At 68.6% G+C, this 18,505-nt stretch carries 16 protein-coding genes; 7 read left to right on the forward strand and 9 right to left on the reverse strand.

Features of this window, described 5'->3' with window-relative positions; all coding sequences use genetic code 11:
- Positions 1–9: 9 nt before the first annotated feature.
- The 4 genes from MUB46_RS02135 to MUB46_RS02150 all read left to right on the forward strand — a co-directional run bounded on the left by MUB46_RS02135 (position 10) and on the right by MUB46_RS02150 (position 3,852).
- On the forward strand, positions 10–462 hold the full coding sequence (locus MUB46_RS02135; RefSeq protein WP_261614213.1) for a carboxymuconolactone decarboxylase family protein: 453 nt from the start codon (positions 10–12) through the stop codon (positions 460–462).
- Positions 446–1,960 carry a 2-hydroxymuconic semialdehyde dehydrogenase gene (locus MUB46_RS02140; RefSeq protein WP_261614214.1) on the forward strand — a complete coding sequence of 505 codons (1,515 nt, stop codon included), beginning with the start codon at positions 446–448 and terminating at the stop codon, positions 1,958–1,960. The genes MUB46_RS02135 and MUB46_RS02140 overlap by 17 nt, the downstream gene beginning before the upstream one ends.
- A gap of 198 nt (positions 1,961–2,158) precedes the next feature.
- A complete protein-coding gene (hpaH, locus tag MUB46_RS02145; protein ID WP_261614215.1) occupies positions 2,159–2,941 on the forward strand; it encodes a 2-oxo-hept-4-ene-1,7-dioate hydratase in 783 nt (260 codons plus the stop codon).
- A 143-nt stretch (positions 2,942–3,084) separates the two neighbouring features.
- On the forward strand, positions 3,085–3,852 hold the full coding sequence (locus tag MUB46_RS02150; RefSeq protein ID WP_261614216.1) for an HpcH/HpaI aldolase family protein: 768 nt from the start codon (positions 3,085–3,087) through the stop codon (positions 3,850–3,852).
- On the opposite strand, the gene MUB46_RS02155 is transcribed toward MUB46_RS02150, so the two are convergent.
- A complete protein-coding gene (locus MUB46_RS02155; RefSeq protein WP_261614217.1) occupies positions 3,839–4,948 on the reverse strand; it encodes an AbrB family transcriptional regulator in 1,110 nt (369 codons plus the stop codon). The genes MUB46_RS02150 and MUB46_RS02155 overlap by 14 nt on opposite strands.
- 193 nt (positions 4,949–5,141) lie before the next feature.
- Here MUB46_RS02155 and hemN point away from each other — a divergent pair, with 193 nt between their 5' ends.
- A complete protein-coding gene (gene hemN / locus MUB46_RS02160; protein ID WP_261614218.1) occupies positions 5,142–6,491 on the forward strand; it encodes an oxygen-independent coproporphyrinogen III oxidase in 1,350 nt (449 codons plus the stop codon).
- Between the two features lie 232 nt (positions 6,492–6,723).
- On the opposite strand, the gene MUB46_RS02165 is transcribed toward hemN, so the two are convergent.
- The 7 genes from MUB46_RS02165 to MUB46_RS02195 all read right to left on the reverse strand — a co-directional run bounded on the left by MUB46_RS02165 (position 6,724) and on the right by MUB46_RS02195 (position 13,411).
- On the reverse strand, positions 6,724–7,419 hold the full coding sequence (locus tag MUB46_RS02165) for a helix-turn-helix domain-containing protein (RefSeq protein WP_261614219.1): 696 nt from the start codon (positions 7,417–7,419) through the stop codon (positions 6,724–6,726).
- A 140-nt stretch (positions 7,420–7,559) separates the two neighbouring features.
- The gene (locus MUB46_RS02170) at positions 7,560–7,898 is read right to left on the reverse strand and encodes a response regulator (RefSeq protein ID WP_261614220.1); all 339 of its coding nucleotides are present in this window, start codon (positions 7,896–7,898) and stop codon (positions 7,560–7,562) included.
- Between the two features lie 150 nt (positions 7,899–8,048).
- The gene (locus MUB46_RS02175; protein WP_261614221.1) at positions 8,049–8,651 is read right to left on the reverse strand and encodes a response regulator transcription factor; all 603 of its coding nucleotides are present in this window, start codon (positions 8,649–8,651) and stop codon (positions 8,049–8,051) included.
- 55 nt (positions 8,652–8,706) lie between these two features.
- Positions 8,707–9,846: a PAS domain-containing sensor histidine kinase gene (locus tag MUB46_RS02180; RefSeq protein WP_261614222.1), complete on the reverse strand. Its 1,140-nt coding sequence runs from the start codon at positions 9,844–9,846 to the stop codon at positions 8,707–8,709.
- 161 nt (positions 9,847–10,007) lie between these two features.
- On the reverse strand, positions 10,008–10,433 hold the full coding sequence (gene mscL, locus MUB46_RS02185) for a large conductance mechanosensitive channel protein MscL (protein WP_261614431.1): 426 nt from the start codon (positions 10,431–10,433) through the stop codon (positions 10,008–10,010).
- A gap of 148 nt (positions 10,434–10,581) precedes the next feature.
- Positions 10,582–12,723: a DUF294 nucleotidyltransferase-like domain-containing protein gene (locus MUB46_RS02190; protein ID WP_261614223.1), complete on the reverse strand. Its 2,142-nt coding sequence runs from the start codon at positions 12,721–12,723 to the stop codon at positions 10,582–10,584.
- A gap of 43 nt (positions 12,724–12,766) precedes the next feature.
- Complete coding sequence (locus MUB46_RS02195; protein WP_261614224.1) at positions 12,767–13,411, reverse strand: hypothetical protein; 645 nt, start codon at positions 13,409–13,411, stop codon at positions 12,767–12,769.
- A gap of 149 nt (positions 13,412–13,560) precedes the next feature.
- Between MUB46_RS02195 and MUB46_RS02200 the strand changes: the two genes are divergently transcribed.
- Entirely contained in the window at positions 13,561–17,079 is a 3,519-nt protein-coding gene (locus MUB46_RS02200) for a PAS domain-containing hybrid sensor histidine kinase/response regulator (RefSeq protein WP_261614225.1), read from the forward strand.
- Positions 17,080–17,178: 99 nt separating this feature from the next.
- Here MUB46_RS02200 and MUB46_RS02205 read toward each other — a convergent pair whose 3' ends face one another.
- Complete coding sequence (locus MUB46_RS02205) at positions 17,179–17,847, reverse strand: response regulator transcription factor (RefSeq protein WP_261614226.1); 669 nt, start codon at positions 17,845–17,847, stop codon at positions 17,179–17,181.
- A gap of 397 nt (positions 17,848–18,244) precedes the next feature.
- Between MUB46_RS02205 and MUB46_RS02210 the strand changes: the two genes are divergently transcribed.
- Positions 18,245–18,505 carry a DUF4212 domain-containing protein gene (locus MUB46_RS02210; RefSeq protein WP_261614227.1) on the forward strand — a complete coding sequence of 87 codons (261 nt, stop codon included), beginning with the start codon at positions 18,245–18,247 and terminating at the stop codon, positions 18,503–18,505.

Consider the following 18,505-nt stretch of genomic DNA (forward strand, 5'->3'; position numbering starts at 1 on the left):
CAAGGCCGGATGATCCCTCCCCGCATAGACAAGGACGCCGTGCGCCAGCGCATGGGCCCCTATGCCGACACGAAAGCAACCGCCGAGGAGCGGGGCAGGATATACGAGGACCTGATCGGCTTCCTGCCGCCGCGCATCGAGGCGCGCCTCACCGTCACCGGCGCCATCGACCCTGAGATCGTCGACCTGCAGGAGCGGATGCGCGAACACGCGATGTATCCGACATGCTTCGACGTGAAGACGGCGCAGCTCATGCTGTTCGGCATGCTGCTGATGGACATGAGCGATGCCGCCGCGCTACACGGGATTGCCGCGCGGCGCGCGGGGGCGACCTGGGAGGAAATGCAGGCGGTGATCAGCCTGTGCTTCCTGTTCCGGGGGCTGCCGGCGGCCAATCGCGGCGCCGAAATGCTCGCCAATATCGCCAAGCGGGAAGTACAAGCCGATGCAGAAGGTCGCTAGTTCCGTCCCCACCGCCGAAATACCGTCCATAGAAACGCCGGTCAGGGACGTCCTCAACTTCATCGACGGCGCCTATGTCTCCGCCAGCGGACGCTTCTTCGACAAGCGCTCGCCGGTCAGCGGGGCGCTGATCGCCCGCGTGGCCGAGGCCAGCCGCGACGAGGTGGATGCCGCGGTGAAGGCCGCCCGCGCCGCGCTGCACGGGCCGTGGGCATCGCTGACGCTTCCCGAGCGCACCGACCTGCTGTACGGCGTCGCCGACGAGATCAACCGGCGCTTCGACGATTTTCTCGAGGCCGAGGTCGCCGACACCGGCAAGCCTTTGAGCCTGGCCAGCCATATCGACATCCCGCGCGGGGCGGCGAACTTCAAGATCTTCGCCGACGTGGTGAAGAACGTGCCCGGCGAGGTGTTCGAGACGCCGACGCCGGACGGGCAAGGCGCGCTCAACTACGCGGTGCGCGCGCCGGTCGGCGTCGTCGCGGCGATCTGCCCGTGGAACCTGCCGCTGCTGCTGATGACCTGGAAGGTCGGCCCTGCGCTGGCCTGCGGCAACACCGTGGTGGTGAAGCCGTCGGAAGAGACCCCGCAGACGGCGGCGCTGCTGGGCGAGGTGATGAACGCGGTCGGCATCCCCAAGGGCGTCTACAACGTGGTGCACGGCTTCGGGCCGGACTCGGCCGGCGAGTTCCTGACGAAACATCCGGGCGTCGACGCCATCACCTTCACCGGCGAGACCAGGACCGGCGCGGTGATCATGAAGGCGGCCGCCGACGGAGCCCGGCCGGTATCGTTGGAGATGGGCGGCAAGAACCCTGCCCTCGTCTTCGCCGACTGCGATTTCGACAAGGCGATCGAGGGCACGCTGCGCTCCTGCTTCGCCAATTGCGGCCAGGTGTGTCTGGGCACCGAGCGCGTCTACGTGGAACGGCCGATCTTCGAGGCCTTCGTCGACGCGCTGAAAAAGGGTGCCGAAGCGATGAAGCTCGGCGCGCCGGACGATCCCGAGACCGGCATGGGCCCGCTGATCAGCGAGGAACACCGCGGCAAGGTGCTGTCCTACTACCGCAAGGCGGTGGAGGAAGGCGCGACCGTCGTCACCGGCGGCGGCGTTCCCGACATGCCCGCCGGCCTGGCGGGGGGAACGTGGGTCCAGCCGACGATCTGGACGGGCCTGCCCGACGACGCGGCGACCGTGACCGAGGAGATCTTCGGGCCGTGCTGCCATATCGCCCCGTTCGACGACGAGGCCGAGGCGATCGCCCGTGCCAACGCCACCGGCTACGGGCTGGCGGCCAGCGTGTGGACGACCAATCTCACCCGCGCCCATCGCGTCGCGGGCCGGATCGAGGCGGGCATCGTCTGGGTCAACAGCTGGTTCCTGCGCGATCTGAGGACGCCGTTCGGCGGCGCCAAGCAGTCCGGCATCGGCCGCGAGGGCGGCACCTATTCGCTGGAGTTCTATACCGAGCTCAAGAACGTCTGCATCAAGCTGTGAGGCCCGGTTCGAACCGGGCTTTTCTTCGTCATCCCGGCCGAAACAAAGTGAAGAGCCGGGATCGGGGAGCCGCCAGACGTGCGGTGGCTCCCCGATCCCGGATAGCGGCTGCGCCGCTTCCGGGATGACGAAAAAGAAGGCAAGCTGCTCCTGACCCCGCATCGCTGCAGTCGAGACCAATAATCGAGAGGGAACGCCATGCTGTCAGACGCCGACCGCCAGAAAGCCGCCGACCTGCTGCAGGAGGCCGAGCGCACCCGCACGCCGGTCGTCCAGTTGTCGACCACCTGGCCCGACATCACCATCGAGGACGCCTATGCGATCCAGAACGAGGTGGCGGCGCGGCGGATGAAGGCCGGCGCCCGGCTGATCGGCCACAAGATCGGCCTGACCTCCAAGGCGATGCAGCGCTCCTCGATGATCGACGAGCCCGACTACGGCCACCTGTTCGACGACATGATGATCGCCGACGGGGCCAAGGTGAAGCACGCCGACTACTGCGTGCCGCGGGTGGAACTCGAACTCGCCTTCGTGCTGGCGAAGCCGCTGAAGGGCCCGAATGTCGGCCTGCTCGACGTGCTGCGCGCCACGGAATACGTCGTTCCCTCGATCGAGATCATCGACGCGCGGGTGCAGAACCCACGCAAGATCTACGACACCGTCTCCGACAACGGGGCGGCGGCCGGCATCGTCATCGGCGGCAAGCCGGTCGGGCCGATGGACGTAGACCTGCGCTGGGTCGGCGGCATCATGTACCGCAACGCGGAGATCGAGGAGACCGGCATCGCCGCCGGGGTGCTCGGCCATCCGGCGCTCGGCATCGCCTGGCTCGCCAACAAGCTCGCCCCCTTCGACGTGACGCTGGAACCCGGCCACATCATGCTTTCGGGCTCCTTCATCCGGCCGGTCTGGGCGGAGAAGGGCGACACGCTGCACGCCGATTTCGGCCCGCTCGGCGACGTCGCCATCCAGTTCGTCTGAGGACCCTGTTCGCGATCACGCCCGAAAGCGGGGACGAAGACCGAAACCCGGAGCCCCAAACCCGAATTGCGCTCATTGAGACTTCCGGCCACGGGCCCGACTGACGAGCGCCGCCACTTCCATACAACGAGGATACGGAACCGATGGACCTGAACCGAAACGCCTTCAAGCACGCCATTGCCGCGGGAACGCGCCAGATCGGACTGTGGTCGAGCCTGTCCAGCAGCACGGCGGCGGAGATCGTCTCCGATTCCGGGTTCGACTGGATCCTGTTCGACATGGAGCACGCGCCGAACGACATTGCCGAGATCGTCGCGCTGCAGCAGGCCGCGCAGGCGGGCAGCGCGACACCGATCGTGCGGCCGGCCTGGAACGACGCGGTGCTGATCAAGCGCGTGCTCGACTCCGGTGCGCAGTCGATCCTGGTGCCCTTCGTGCAGACGCCGGAGGAGGCGCGGCAGGCGGTGGCGGCCGCCAAGTATCCGCCCGAGGGCATTCGCGGCGCCGCCGGGTCGGCGCGGGCGAGCCGCTACGGCCGCGTTTCGGGCTATCTCAACAAGGCGAACGCGGAAATCTGCGTGCTGGTGCAGATCGAGACCGGCGAGGCGCTGGCGCAGATCGACGAGATCGCCACCGTCGAGGGCGTCGACGGGGTGTTCATCGGCCCCAACGACCTGTCCGCCTCGATGGGCCACCTCGGCAACATGGGGCACCCGGAGGTGCAGGCGGCGATCGAGCACGCCGTCACCCGCCTGAAGGCCGTCGGCAAGCCGGCCGGCATCCTGACCTCCAACCACGACGAGGCGCGGCGCTATATCGACTGGGGCTACGGCTTCGTCGCCGTCGGCTCGGACGTCGGCCTGCTCACCAAGGGCGCGGACGCCCTGGCGAAGACGTTCAAGACGCTGTAGGGCCGCCAGCGCCGTCGCCGCTGCCGTCACCGTTACCGTTACTGTTACCGGGGCGGCGCCGGAACACCACCGGCGCCAGCAGCACCAGCGCGACGAAGCGCACGGTGTGATGGGCGCCGACATAGGCGGCGTCGATGCCGAGCAGGAAGGCGAGCACGACCATCGCCTCGAAGGCGCCGGGCGAGAACGCGAGAACGGTCTGGCCGAAGGGGAAGCCCAGCCAGACCGTGGCCACGATCGCGGTCGCCAGCGAGATGGCGAAGCCGATGGCAAACGTCATCACGGCGTCGAACAGGCCGCTGCGGAAGCGCCTCCAGCCCATGCCGGCGAAGCGCGCGCCGATCCCCGCGCCCAGCACCGCGAAGGCGCTCATCAGCAGCCAGTTGGGCATCACCGCCGTCACCACGTCGGTCGCGTGCAGGGCGGCACTGGCGACCAGCGCCCCCATCAGCCCGGCGGCGGGAAAGCGCGTCAGCCGGATCAGCGCCGTCGCGGCCAGCCCGGCGACGACCAGCAGCGCGATCTCGGAGACGCCGGGGATGGCGTGCTGCGGCAGGGCGGCCGTCAGGTCGACGCCCGACGTCAGGCTGATCATCGGCGGCACCAGGGCGACCAGGATGGCGACGCGCACCGCCTGCACCAGCGCGATGCGCGGCACGTCGGCGTCGGTCGCGTCGGCCAGGGCGAGGATCAACGACAGGGCGCCGGGCATGCTGGCCATCAGGGCGTCGTCGCGACGCCAGCCGCGCCAGCGCACCAGCGGCAGGGCACAGCCGGCGACCAGCACGGGCAGGCCGATGACCAGAACCAGCAGCGAGGCCGGCCACGTGACGACGCCGGCGAGCGCTTCCGGCGTCACCGCCGAGCCGATGTTGATGCCGAGAAAGAAGAAGACGATCTCGCGCAGCCAGCGCGGAATATCCACCGGCGCCTCGAACAGCGCGGCGATCGCCACGACGATCATCGGACCGGAGATCCACGGCACCGGCAGCCCGGCGAGCGCGAACAGCGTCCCGCCGGCGCCGGCGAGCGCAAGCGTCAGGGCGAGTCGCGGCAGGTCACGTATCAGGTCTTGCCGGGAAGGCAGCCCAGGCACCGGGAACTCCGTGTTCGGAAGGACGATCGACGCGTCCGGCGCACCGCCGCGGCGCCGGAACACGTAAGGGTTTTACACAATAGGACCGAACCGCGCGGCGCGCCATATTAGACGGCACATGGCCGCTATGCCGTTCGCGCGAACATGAGGCATATCAAGGACATAGGCGGCCCAAGCGAGCGAAGATCCGGCCATGGACCCGCACCTGATCCACTATGCCACCCGCAACGTGCCGCGCTACACCTCGTATCCGACGGCGCCGCACTTCACCGACCCGGTCGACGCGCAAGGCTACGACGACTGGCTGGCGGCGCTGCCCGCCGAGGCCCGCGTGTCGGTCTACCTGCACGTGCCCTATTGCCGGTCGATGTGCCACTACTGCGGCTGCCACACCAAGGCGGTGCGCCGGCCCGAGCCCGTGGCGGAATACGCCGAAACGTTGAAGCGCGAGATCGCGCTGGCCGCCGACCGGCTCGATGGCCAGCGGCGGCTCGTCCATCTGCACTGGGGCGGCGGCACGCCGAGCCTGCTCGATCCCAACGATTTCCAGGCACTTGCCGATCTGGTGCGGTCGCGCTTCGACGTCGCCGCCGATGCCGAGCATGCCATCGAACTCGACCCGCGCACGGTGACGCCGGAACTCGTGGCCTCGCTGGCGCGGGCCGGCGTCAACCGCGCCAGCCTCGGGGTGCAGGACTTCAACCCGACGGTCCAGGCGGCGATCGGCCGCGTCCAGAGCCACCGCCGCGTCGTCGAGGTGGTCGAGGCGCTGACGCGCGCGGGCATCGGCGCCATCAACATGGACCTGATGTACGGCCTGCCGCACCAGACGGCGAGGGAAGTGGAACGCACGGCAGACCTGGCCGCGGCGCTGGCGCCGGCGCGGATCGCGCTGTTCGGCTATGCGCACGTGCCGTGGATGAAGACGCACCAGCGGCTGATCGATGCCGCCGCCCTGCCGGGCGCCGTGGCGCGGATCGAGCAGGCCGAGGCCGCCGCCGCCCGCCTGGTGGCGCATGGCTACGTGCCGGTCGGCATCGACCATTTCGCGCGGCCGGACGACCCGCTCGCCATCGCCGCGCGAACGGGAACGCTGCGGCGCAACTTCCAGGGCTACACCACCGATCCGGCCGACGCGCTGATCGGCTTCGGCGCATCCTCGATCGGCAAGCTACCGCAGGGCTACGTCCAGAACGCGCCCGATGTCGGCGGCTGGCGGCGGGCGATCGAGGCCGGCCGCCTGCCGATCGCGCGCGGCAAGGTGCTGAGCGCTCAGGACCGCGCCCGCGCCGAGATCATCGAGCGGCTGATGTGCGACTTCGCGGTCGACGCCGAGGCGGTCTTCGCCCGTCACGGGCTGGGGGCCGAGACGCTCGCCGACGCCTACGCCACGCTTGAACCGCTGATCGGCGACGGCATCGCCGTCAGGGATGGCGCCCGCATCGCCGTGCCCGACGACAGGCACATGTTCGTGCGCCTCGTCGCCTCGGCCTTCGACGCCTATCTGCCGCATGGCGCGGCGCGGCATTCGGTGGCTGTGTAGGCTTTCTTCCGATCATCGCCCCGATCAATGGTGCGTCCGCTCGTCCCCGCGAAAGCGGGAATCGGGTTGCGTAGGGCACGGCTCCGCCAAACAGCTCCCGGATTCCCGCTTGCGCGGGAATGAGCGAGGGAAGACATTCTCCACGCCTGCAAAAAGAAAGCGCCGGACCCGGAGGTTCGGCGCAGTTGGCAAGAGGACGTGGACGCCGGGCCCGAAAGCGCGGCGAATTTCGTCAGCAGGCGATCGCCAGATCCTCCATTGCGCGCTGGTTGGCGATACGCACGCGGTCCTGCTTCTCGAGCACGATCACGCCGCGGCGGCGCAGCTCGGAGAAGGACCGGGAAACCGTTTCGATGGTGAGGCCGAGATAGTCGGCAATCTCCTGCCGGGTCATGGACAGGCGGACGACCTCGGGCTCGCTCGCCTCGCCGGCGACATGGACCGCCAGCCTGAGCAGGAAGCGCGCCACCCGTTCCATCGCCGACATGCGGCCGAGCAGCACGGCATGCTCGTGCATGGCCTCGAGCTGCACCAGCATCTGGCGGGCGATGACGCGCTGGAAGGAGCAGGACCGCTCGGCGTGGCGGCGGTCGTAGAAGCGGACCCGGGTGGCCGTCAGGGTCTCGGCGGAGGAGTCGCGGAACTCGCCCTGGGCGAAGCCGAACACGTCGCCGGGGCCGAGCAGCTCGACCACCTGGCGGCGACCGTCGGGCAGCAGCTTGTAGAGCATCACCGCGCCCTCGACGAGCTGGCAGACCGTCTCCGCCCGATCGCCCTCAAAGAAGATGGTGTCGTGCTGGCCGTAACGGGAGACGCATGCGGTGCGGAGCACGTCGTCCATGCCATCGACGCCGTCGGCGCCGAGAACGCCGCACCCGCCGAACGGGGTCGCGCCCTGCAGCAGAGACCTGTCGACGACGGTGTTCATGGTGGCCTTCTCCTCCGCTCCGGTGTCTCTCCGGATGACGGTTCATGGGTAGCAAATCGATCCGAACCGGCCAATTCGGACCGCTACTTACGTGATTACCCGTAAGGCGCGGCCCGACCGGTCGCGGTCGGAGCGGATAGTCAGAGAAGGTCGCGGATGGCGTCGGCTTCGACGGGCTTGCGGATCAGGTGGGTCACGCCCAGCCCCTCGAGCTGGCTGTCGAGCCGGGACAGGGACTGGCCGGTGATCACCACGATCCTGGTGTCGGGATTGCTCGCGCGCAGACGGCGCACGAGATCGGCCCCGCTCATGCCCGGCAGAGCGAGGTCGATGACCACGGTATCCGCCGCGCGCGGCGGCGCCGCGGACAGAAACGTCTCTGCATCGACATAGGCATGCGCCTCGTGCCCGAACGCATTCAGCATGAGCACAAGCGCATCAGCCACCGCCGGATCGTCCTCGATCACGTGGAAGGCCAACCGATCCTCCCTGCAAACCATGGGAGGACTTTCGTCGCGGACGGGCGTGTTGGCTTTGATACCGGTCAAACCGGCGGGAAATCGCTGTCGGGATAGCTGTCAGGGTCGTTGGCCAGCGTTCGCTGAGGCTGGCAACACAGGGGCCGGCCCTTACTGGCCGGCGAGCACGATGCGCATCAGGTCGGCCGTGTTGCGGGCGCCCAGCTTTTCCATGATGCGGGCGCGGTGCACCTCGATGGTGCGCGGACTGATGCCGAGGGTGCGGCCGGCTTCCTTGTTGGTGGCGCCCGCCGTGATCTCGCGCAGGACGTCGCGTTCGCGCGGCGTGAGGGTATCGGCGATGGCGGCGGTATCCGCGTCGCTGCCGGCGGGGCGACGCAGTTCGGCGGCGACCGCCTCCTCGACCCGGACCACGACCGTATCGGCGTCGAACGGCTTTTCGATGAAGTCGAAGGCGCCGTGCTTGATGGCGCGGACCGCCATCGGAATGTCGCCCTGGCCGCTGATGATGAACACGGGGGCGGGGAAATTCGCGGACTGCAACTCGTGCAGCACGTCCATTCCCGACTTGCCGGGCATGTGCACGTCGAGCAGCACGCAGTCGGGCGTCCCCGCCCGGGCAGCGGTGAGAAAATCGGCCGCGTTCGAGAAGACGCAGACCGAATAGCCCTCGAGCGTGAACACCACCGACAGCGCATCGCGGACGGACGGATCGTCATCGACGATATGGATCGTTTTCTGCCCCGCGCTCATTGCCCTCTCGTCAGCCCGCGTTCTTCCATCCGTCGGTTGCCTATCCGCCGATCGTCTATCCGTCGGCCGCGTTCGCCGGCAGCACCAGCGTGAACCGCGCGCCGCGCCCGTTGCCGCCGGGATCGACGGTCAGATCCCCACCGTGACTTTGCGCGATCGATTTCGAAATCGCCAGCCCCAAGCCGACGCCGCCCCTGGCCCCGGTGGCGAAGGCACGGAACAGCTGCGGGGCGATGTCGGGCGCGACACCCGGCCCCGAATCCTCGACCGAAAGGGCCACCGATCCGTCCTGACTGGCGGTCTCGATCCGAATCTTCTTGGTCTCGGCGCCGCCGACCGCCTCGATCGCGTTGCGCAGAAGATTGACGATGATCTGCTGGATCTGCACCGGATCGACCTCGATCGGCGGCAGAGTGTCGCCGATGGTCCGTTCGATCTCCACCTCGCGCGCCTTGTTGCCGATCACGGTGAATTCGATCGCCTCGTTGAGCAGCGCGCCGAGATCCACGGTCTGGCGCAGAGACTCGCGCTTTTCGACGAACCGGCGCATGCGGTGGATGATCTGGCCGGCGCGGCCGGCTTCCGACAGCGCCTTGTCGAGAATATCCGAGATTTCCTTCGGCAGGGCATCGGCGCCCGTGCGCTTGGAGACCGCGCGAGAGACGGCCTGCAGATAGAGCATGACGGCGGTCAGCGGCTGGTTGAGCTCGTGCGCCAGCGCCGCGCCCATCTCGTCGACGGCATTGATCCGCGCCATGCGCACGAGCTGGGCCTGCAGCGCGTCGAGCCGCTCTGCGGCTTCGAAATCCGGACGCAGGTCGCGCATGATGCCGATGAACTGGCGGCCCTCGGGCGTCGACGCCTCGCCGACGGCGAGGTGCAGCGGAAACACCGTCCCGTCCTTGTGCTGGCCCTTCACCTCGCGACCGATACCGATGATCTTCGCGGCTTTCGTCCGGACGTAGTTGTGAATGTACCTGTCGTGCCGGCTGGCGTCGTGCGGCGGCATGATGATCGTCAGGTTCTTGCCGTAGACCTCCTCGGCGGTCCACCCGAACAGCTGCTCGCAGGCCTTGTTGTAGACGAGAATGCGGCCGGCCTGATCGGCGACGATGATGCCGAACACGGCGGTTTCGAGCACGCTGGCAAGGCGGGCTTCCGAAACCGTCGGGGGAAGATCGGCGTCGGTCGTCATGACGCGTCCGCGCCACGCGGCACGGCGATCGTGCAGGGACTGTCGCTCATCATGACATGCCACCGGGACCGGTTTCGAGCGGACGAATGCCAACCTTTCCCGGCGATATATCACATCACGTGCCGCGGCGCGAAGTTCCTCGTTGCCGCAGGCAAGACACTCTATTTCTTGGCAAGGAGGTCGCGGATCTCGGTCAGCAACGCGACCTCCTCGGGCGGCGCGGCCGGCGCTTCTTCTTCCTTCTTCTCCTCGAATTGCGCCTTCAGGCGATTGATCGCCTTGATCACCAGGAACAAGGCCCAGGCGACGATCAGGAAGCTGATCAGCGAGTTGACGAACAGACCCCAGTTGATCGTGACGGCGCCGGCTTCCTGCGCGGCCTGCGGGCTCGCATAGGGGCCGTCGCCCTTGAGAACGGTCATGATGTTGGAAAAATCGACACCGCCGAGGAGCATTCCGACCGGCGGCATGATGATATCGTCGACGAGCGACTTGACGATGGTGCCGAAGGCGCCGCCGATGACGATGCCGACGGCCATGTCGACGACGTTGCCCTTGACCGCGAATTCGCGGAATTCACCCAATATCGACATTCAAATACCCCTCGCTGGCCGCCGGTGCCGGGACGCGCCCGTACCGCATTGATCCGACGGCGTGCTCCTCAATGGGCGCGCGGCACGATAATAGCCGCTTCGCCGGCGCCCGAATAAAGCGTTTTCGCGAGTCGCTACATTTTCACGAGAACAACAGGTCTCGGACCATCTGGTCGAGCGTCCCGAGGGACGAAAGCGCACGTTTCAGCGCGTCCGCGCGGACGCGGCCCAATCGCCCGATCTCGATCGCGTTGGTGGGCGGCAGGCCCTGGGCGATATCGGCGAGCTGTTGTTCGAGCACCAGGTCGACGAGCAGGGCGTGACTGCCGACGAGCCGTTCGAGATCCTCGCCGGCGCCGACGCCGAGCGCGCGCACGCCTTCCAGGCGGGCCCGGGTGGAGCGTTGCAGCACGTGGTGGCGGATCGACAGGACGCGGGCGCCGGCGACGATCGGAAACAGACCGCCCTTCTTCAGATCGACGCGGCCGTTCTCGGCCCTGAAGCCGCCGAAGAAGGTGAGCGGCGGCGAAAAACCCGCCGACGCCTCGGCCAGCAGCTTGGCGAAGGCGACGGCTCGGCCGCCCTCCTCGTAGGCAAAGGCCCAGATCTCGCGGGCGAGCGCGGCGTCGCCGTGCACGGCGCGCATGTCGAAGAAGATGTCGACGTTGAGAAGGTCCTGCGGCCGCGACCGGCGCACCCAGTCGCCGACCCGGGATTTCCACTCCGCGACCGGGGCGCGCCATTCGACGTTCATCGCCATCACGCCGCCCTTGCAGTAGGGGACGCCGGCGGCGTGCAGCGTATCGGCGACATGCCTGCCGTACTCGGCGAACCAGGCATCGACCGCCTCGGCCGCCCCCTCCGGCGGGTCGGCGTAGACGACGGCGTTATCCTGATCGGCGGCGAGCAGGCTCTCGCCGCGACCGCCCGAGCCGAGCACCAGCAGCGCGTAGTCGACCGGCGGCGGCCCCTTGCCGGCGGCGGCCATCGTCTGTTCGGCGAGGATGCCGGCGCGGCGCGTCAGCGCGCACATCTCACGGCTGATGACGCCGGCGACATCGCGCCCGCCGATGCCCTCGGCGACGAGGCCGCGCGCGACCGCCGGCAGCTTCGCCCAGGCGGCCGCGAGCGCGTTGACGGTCGCAACCGTATCGATCTCGTCGCCCAGCGACACCGCCTCGGTCGCGCGCATGCGCAGGAGATCGCGCTGGCTGAGCGCGCCGACGACGCGGCCGGTCTCGTCGATGACGCCGAGATGGCGGACCCTGAGCCGCGCCATGCGCCCGATCGCCCGATAGATGTAGGCATCCTCGAACACACACTCGAGCGGCGTCGACGCGTATCTCGAAACCGGGTCCGCCAAGGCGGCCTCGCTGTCGCCCGCCACCGCGCGCAGAACGTCGCGCTCGGTGAGGATGCCGCAGGTCGCCGCCGCCAGGTCGCTATCATCGCCCACGAAGATCGAGCTGACGCGCTTATGGGCGAGCACCTTGAGGGCGTCGCGCATCGTCATGGCGGGCGGCACGAGGATCGGCGGCGCGCTCATCACGTCGGCGATCCTGTGGCGGTAGGGATAGGCGTCGATGCGCGACAGCGCCCGCTCCGACAGGGCGGCGGCCTCGCGGCGCACCGGCTCGATCCAGCCGGCGCGGTACTGGTCCTCGAACATGTCGGTGAGCCGGGCGCAGGCGGCCTCGGCCTCGGCGAGCGTCCGGATGTTGCGCTCGCGCAGCTTCGGCACCAGGGCGATCAGGATCGCCGCGGTCACCTTCGCGTCGCCCAGCGCGGTATGGCGGCCGTCGACCGCGACGCCCAGCCATTCGGCCAGATGCTCGAGCGAATGGCCAGGCAGATGCGGGGCGGCCAGATGGGCGAGCAGGCGCGTGTCGAGCGTGCGCGGCGGCTGCCAGGCGAGGCCGGCGCGGTCGTGCTCGCGTTTGAGGACCGCCAGGTCGAAGCCGATGTTGTGGCCGACGACGATGCGGCCGCCGACATACCTGTCGAGCCCCGCGGCGACGTCGGCGAAGGGCGGGGCGTCGGCGACGGCAGCGTCGGTGATGCCGTGGATCTCGCTGGAGGCCGGCGGGATCGGCATGCCCGGATTGACCAGGGTGCCGTAGACGTCGGCCTCGTCCGGCAGGCCGGCGCGCAGCCCGACCGCGCCGATCTGCACGATCCGCGCCTCGCGGGGATCGAGGCCGGTGGTCTCGGTGTCGAGCACCACGGCGTCGATCGACAACAGCGGCGTGGCGTTGGCGGTGGCCGTGAAGGCAGATCCGGTCATGTCCCGCCCCCCTTGCCTCCCGCCTCCGCGCCGGCGCCCCGGTTCAGTCGCCGCCGAGCGCCGGCACCCGGACTGGGTGCGACGGGGCGAGGATGTCGGCGACGAGTGCCGGCACATCGGCGCGCTGCCCGAACTCCTCGGCCATGCGGCACAGGTTGGAGCGCAGATGGTTGCGCACGACGACGAAGTCCTCGCCGCGCAGGCTGTGGTGGATCGGCATCAGGTCGAACATCGCCCGCGCGGTGTCGAGCGGCATGTCCTTGACGGGCTTGGGCGGCGCGAGCTGGATGCCGGCGAGCCGGTCGCGCAGCCAGGCCGTCTTAACGACCCAGAAATCGGACTCCTCGCCCTCGGGGACGGGATAGCGGTGGATCACCGCCTCGGCGAGGCCGATCAGCCGCAGCAGCAGCTCTGCCTCGGCGCCGGCGGCGGCCGGGCGCAGCGCCGCCTCGACCATCTCGACGACATTGCCGAGCGCGATCGGGTAGCCGTTCCAGCGGGCGACGTCGACGGCGGCCTTGAAATCGGCCTCCTTGAACAGCTTTTCCCAGAAGATGCCGGCGCGGGCGCGCGAATACTCGAACACGCATTTCTGCACCAGGAACGCGGCATGGGTGTCGAGGAAGTCCTCAAGCGCACCGACATCGTCGATCGGCGGCGTACGCCGGAACATGTCGAGCAGGCCCATGACGTTCTCCGGTTGCGACGGCCCATTTCCGTGTAGAATGGCGCAACCGGGCGCGGCGCGCCAGTGGCGTCGAACGGGCGCACCGGCCACCGCGGCGACCGACAAAGCCGAAAACGGCAAGAACAAAAGAGACTGATCGGAGGAAACGGGTGCAGGGCTGGGTGGTCGTCGCCACCGCCGTTCTCTACCTCGCCTTCCTGTTCGCCGTGGCGAGCTGGGGCGACAAGCTGGCGCTGCGCGGCCGCTGGCGCGGCGGGCGGCCGTTCCTCTACGCCATGACGCTGTGCGTCTACTGCACCTCCTGGACGTTCTTCGGCTCGGTCGGCCTGTCGGCGCGCACCGGGCTCGACTTCCTGCCGGTCTATCTCGGCCCGGCGCTGATGATCGGCCTCGGCTACCCGATCCTGCTGAGGATCGTGCGGCTGGCCAAGGACCAGAACATCACGTCGATCGCCGACTTCATCGCCGCGCGCTACGGCAAGAGCCCGCAGGTGGCCGCCGTGGTGACGCTGATCCTGGTGGTCGGGGTGCTGCCCTACATCGCCCTGCAGCTCAAGGCGATCTCGGCCTCGGTCGGCACGATGGTGGGCTACCTGCAGCAGAACGGCGCCATCGAGAACGTCCCTATCCTCGCCGACTCCGCCCTGCTCGTCGCCTTCGCGCTGGCGCTGTTCGCCATCCTGTTCGGCACCCGCCATATCGACGCGACCGAGCATCAGGACGGCATGATGCTGGCGATCGCGACGGAATCGATCGTCAAGCTCGGCGCCTTCCTGGTCGTCGGCATCTTCATCACCTACTCGATGTTCGACGGCCCGCAGGCGCTGTGGGCGCAGGCGGAAGCGGCGGGAACGACGCTGCCGCCCTTCGGCGGCGAGCTGCACGGCGGCACCTGGGTGACGATCACCGCGCTCAGCCTGTTCGCCATCATCCTGCTGCCGCGCCAGTTCCACGTCACGGTGGTGGAAAACCACAGCGAGAGCGAGATCAGGCGGGCGATCTGGCTGTTCCCGGTCTACCTGGTGCTGATCAACCTGTTCGTCCTGCCGATCGCGGTCGCCGGCCTGCTGACCTTCGGCGAGGGCGCGGTCGATGCCGACATGTTCGTGCTGGCGCTGCCGATGGCCGCCGGCTCCAACTGGGTGACGCTGGTCGCCTTCATCGGCGGGCTGTCGGCGGCGACCGCGATGGTGATCGTCGAAAGCGTCGCCCTGTCGATCATGGTCTGCAACGACCTGGTGGTGCCGTTCCTGCTGCGCCACTGGGGCACCGGGGCCGGGCGCGGCGACATGGGCAAGCGCCTTTTGCAGATCCGCCGCATTGCCATCCTGGCGATCCTGCTGCTGGCCTACGCCTATTACCGCGCCGCGGGCAACACGGCCGCACTCGCCTCCATCGGGCTGTTGTCGTTCGCCGCGGTCGCGCAGCTGGCGCCCGCCTTCTTCGGCGGCATGATCTGGCGCCGCGGCACCGCCCGCGGCGCCATCGGCGGCATCGTCGCGGGGTTCGCGGTGTGGGCCTACACGCTGCTGCTGCCGACCTTCGCCGATTCCGGCCTGCTGCCGGCGGGCTTCGTCGAGAACGGACCGTTCGCCCTCGCGTTCCTGCGGCCGCACCGGCTTTTCCACCTGGAGTTCGCGCCGCTGTCGCACGGCGTGTTCTGGAGCATCATGGTCAATGTCACGACCTACGTGCTGGTGTCGCTGATGCGCCGGCCGGAGGCGATCGAGCGACTGCAGGCGAACGTCTTCGTGCAGGCCGATCTGGCCCCGATCGCGCCGGCCCGGCGGCTGTGGCGCAGCCCCGTCGCGCTCGGCGAGCTGATGGACACGGTGGCGCGCTATCTCGGCGAGGAACGCACCGAGCGGTCCTTCAGCACCTTCGCCGAGGAACGCGGGCTGACGCTCAACCGGCACGGCGAGATCGACATGCACGTGCTGCGCTACGCCGAGCACCTGCTCGCCAGCGCCATCGGCGCGTCCTCGTCGCGACTGGTGCTGTCGCTGCTGCTCGGCCGCCGCGACGTCAGCAACAAGCAGGCGCTGAAGCTGCTCGACGATGCCTCCGAGGCGATCGTCTACAATCGCGACCTGCTGCAGACCGCCCTCGATCACGTCGGCCAGGGCATCGTGGTGCTCGACCCGGACATGCGGCTGACGACCTGGAACAGGCGGTTCCGCGAACTGCTGGCGCTGCCGCCGGACCTCGGCCGCATCGGCGTGCCGCTGGTGGATATCCTGCGGTTCTGCGCCGAACGCGGCGATTTCGGCCCCGGACCCGCGCAACAGCTGGTCGAAGACCGGCTGCGGCGCATGATGATCATGCGCGAGACCTATCAGGAGCGCCTGGAGCCGACCGGCACCGTGCTGGAGGTACGCACCAACACCATGCCCGACGGCGGACTGGTGATGACCTTCACCGACATATCAGAGCGGGTCCGCACCGCCGAGGCGCTGGAACGGGCGAACGAAACGCTGGAGCGGCGGGTGCGCGAGCGCACCGACGATCTGGAACGGATCAACCACGACTACGAGCGCGCCAAGCAGCAGGCCGAGGAGGCGAACTTCGGCAAGACCCGGTTCCTGGCGGCGGCGAGCCACGACATCCTGCAACCGCTCAACGCCGCCCGCCTCTACGCGGCGAGCCTTTCGGAGCGGCGCCTGAAATCGGACGACCGCCGGCTGGCCAGCCATATCGACGCCTCGCTCGACGCGGTGGAGGACATCCTCGGCACGATCCTCGATATCTCGCGGCTGGATACCGGCGCGCTGAAGCCGGAAATCTCCACCTTCCCGATCTCCGACGTGCTGTCGCCGCTCGGCGTCGAATTCGCGCCGATCGCCCGGGACCGGGGCCTCGACCTCAGGATCATGCCCTGCTCGCTGGTCGTGCGGTCGGACCGCCGGCTGTTGCGCCGGTTGCTGCAGAACCTCGTCTCCAACGCGGTGAAATACACCGAATCCGGCCGCGTGCTGGTCGGCTGCCGGCGCCGCGACGGCCGCGTGCGCATCGAGGTGCACGATACCGGGCGCGGCATTCCGATATCGAAGCAGAAGCTGATCTTCGAGGAGTTCCATCGCCTCGAGGACGGGGCGAAGCAGGCGCGCGGCCTCGGGCTCGGCCTGTCGATCGTCGAACGCATCGGCCGGGTGCTCGATCACCCCGTCGAGCTCGTGTCGACGCCGGGGCGCGGCTCGGCGTTTCGCGTCGAGCTGCCGGTGACCGCGGAATTGCCGCCGCAACTCGCGCCGAGCCGCCAGCCGCGGCGCCGGGGCATGCGGACGGACGGCCTGACGATCCTGTGCATCGACAACGAGCGCGATATCCTGGACGGCATGGTGGCGCTGCTCAGCGGCTGGGGCTGCAAGGTCCTGTGCGCGCCATCGGCGAAGGCGGCGGTCCGCGCCCTGCGGCGCGACAAGGTGATGCCGGACGTGCTGCTGGTCGACTACCATCTCGATGACGGCAACGGCATCGACGCGGTCGTCGACCTGCGCTGGAAGCTCGCCAACAAGCTGCCGGCGATCCTGATCACGGCCGACCGCTCGCCAGCGGTGCGCGACGAGGCCCGGTCCAAGGACATCCCGGTGCTCTACAAGCCGCTCAAGGCGGCCGCGCTGCGGGCGCTGCTCGCCCAGTTCCCGGTTCGGCGCGAGGCCGCGGAGTAACCAGCGCCCCGGTGCGGGGCAGCCGAGATCCTGTCCCGGGCCGTTCCGGGCATATCCGCGTCGCAGAGGCCAAGACACGCGGAGACGGCACGGAGGCGGCTAGGCCGGCGGGTCGCCCGGCCACTGACCGGCCTCGATCCGGCTCGCCGCGATCACCGCCTGGGTGCGGCTCTCGACGCCGAGCTTCTGCAGGATCGCCGAGACATGCGCCTTCACGGTGGCCTCCGAGACGCCGAGCTCGTAGGCGATCTGCTTGTTGAGCAGCCCCTCGCTCAGCATCATCAGGACGCGCACCTGCTGCGGCGTCAGCGTGGCGAGCCGGGCGGACAGCTGCGCCTCGTCCTCGTCTGCGGGGCCGAGATCGAGATTGGGCGGCGTCCAGACGCCGCCGGCCAGGACCTCGCCGACCGCCTGGCGAATCCCCTCCACATCGGTCGACTTGGGAATGAAGCCGGAGGCGCCGAACTCGAGGCAGCGCTGAACGACCGCCGGCTCCTCGTGCGCCGACACCACCACGACCGGCACGCTGGGATACTGCGCCCGCAGGAACAGCAAGCCGGAGAAGCCGCGCACGCCGGGCATGGCGAGATCGAGCAGAACCAGATCGATCTCGGAGTCGGCCTCGATCCGCTCGGTCATCTCCTCGATGGTCCCGGCCTCGAGGATCTCGACGTCCGCGAAAGCGCCGGACAGCGCATGTTTCAGGGCATCGCGAAACAGCGGATGGTCGTCCGCGATCAGTATCCGGTAGCCGTCCGAGTGGTGCAATGTCGTTCCCGCCCCAAGGTTGCCGCACGCCCCCCAAGTGTTTCGCGCCGGAGGCCGGGGCGCAAGTCCCCGGGGACGCACCGTCCCGACGGATTTCCGGAAATTCGACAGGAAACCGACGCGCTTGCGCGCGCTCGCGGCGCCTCCAGCGACGCGCCCATGTATTCGCGCCGATTTACTCGAAAACCACAGGTATTCACCCGTAGCCAAAAGTCGAATGTAGAGCAAACCGGCGCAATGGTAACCTTTTATTAACGTGGCAGCCCGGGGACGGTGGCGGCCGCGTGGGCCGAGAGCATCCGAATGCCGGGCTCGCGGCTCCGACTAATGGGGGCCTGATCAAGCGGGATCAACAAGCGCCGCGAAAGGGCCCGTGACCCTAGAGGAAACGTGACCCATGGCAAACGGCAACGATGAAGCCTGGTGGGGCAGGACGAAAGGTCTGATGATCACGTGTCTGGTGATCTGGGCCATATTCGGCTTCGTGGTCCACTTCTTCGTAAATGCACTGAACGAAATCGTCATTCTCGGTTTCCCGCTCGGCTACTACATGGCCGCGCAGGGCTCGCTGATCGTGTTCGTGATCCTGATCTTCTGGTTCTCCGGACGGCAGGACGCCATCGACCGCGAATTCGGCGTCGCCGAAGACGACTACTGA

Origin of the sequence: Microbaculum marinisediminis, assembly GCF_025397915.1 — a bacterium.
Taxonomy (GTDB): Bacteria; Pseudomonadota; Alphaproteobacteria; order Rhizobiales; family Tepidamorphaceae; genus Microbaculum; species Microbaculum marinisediminis.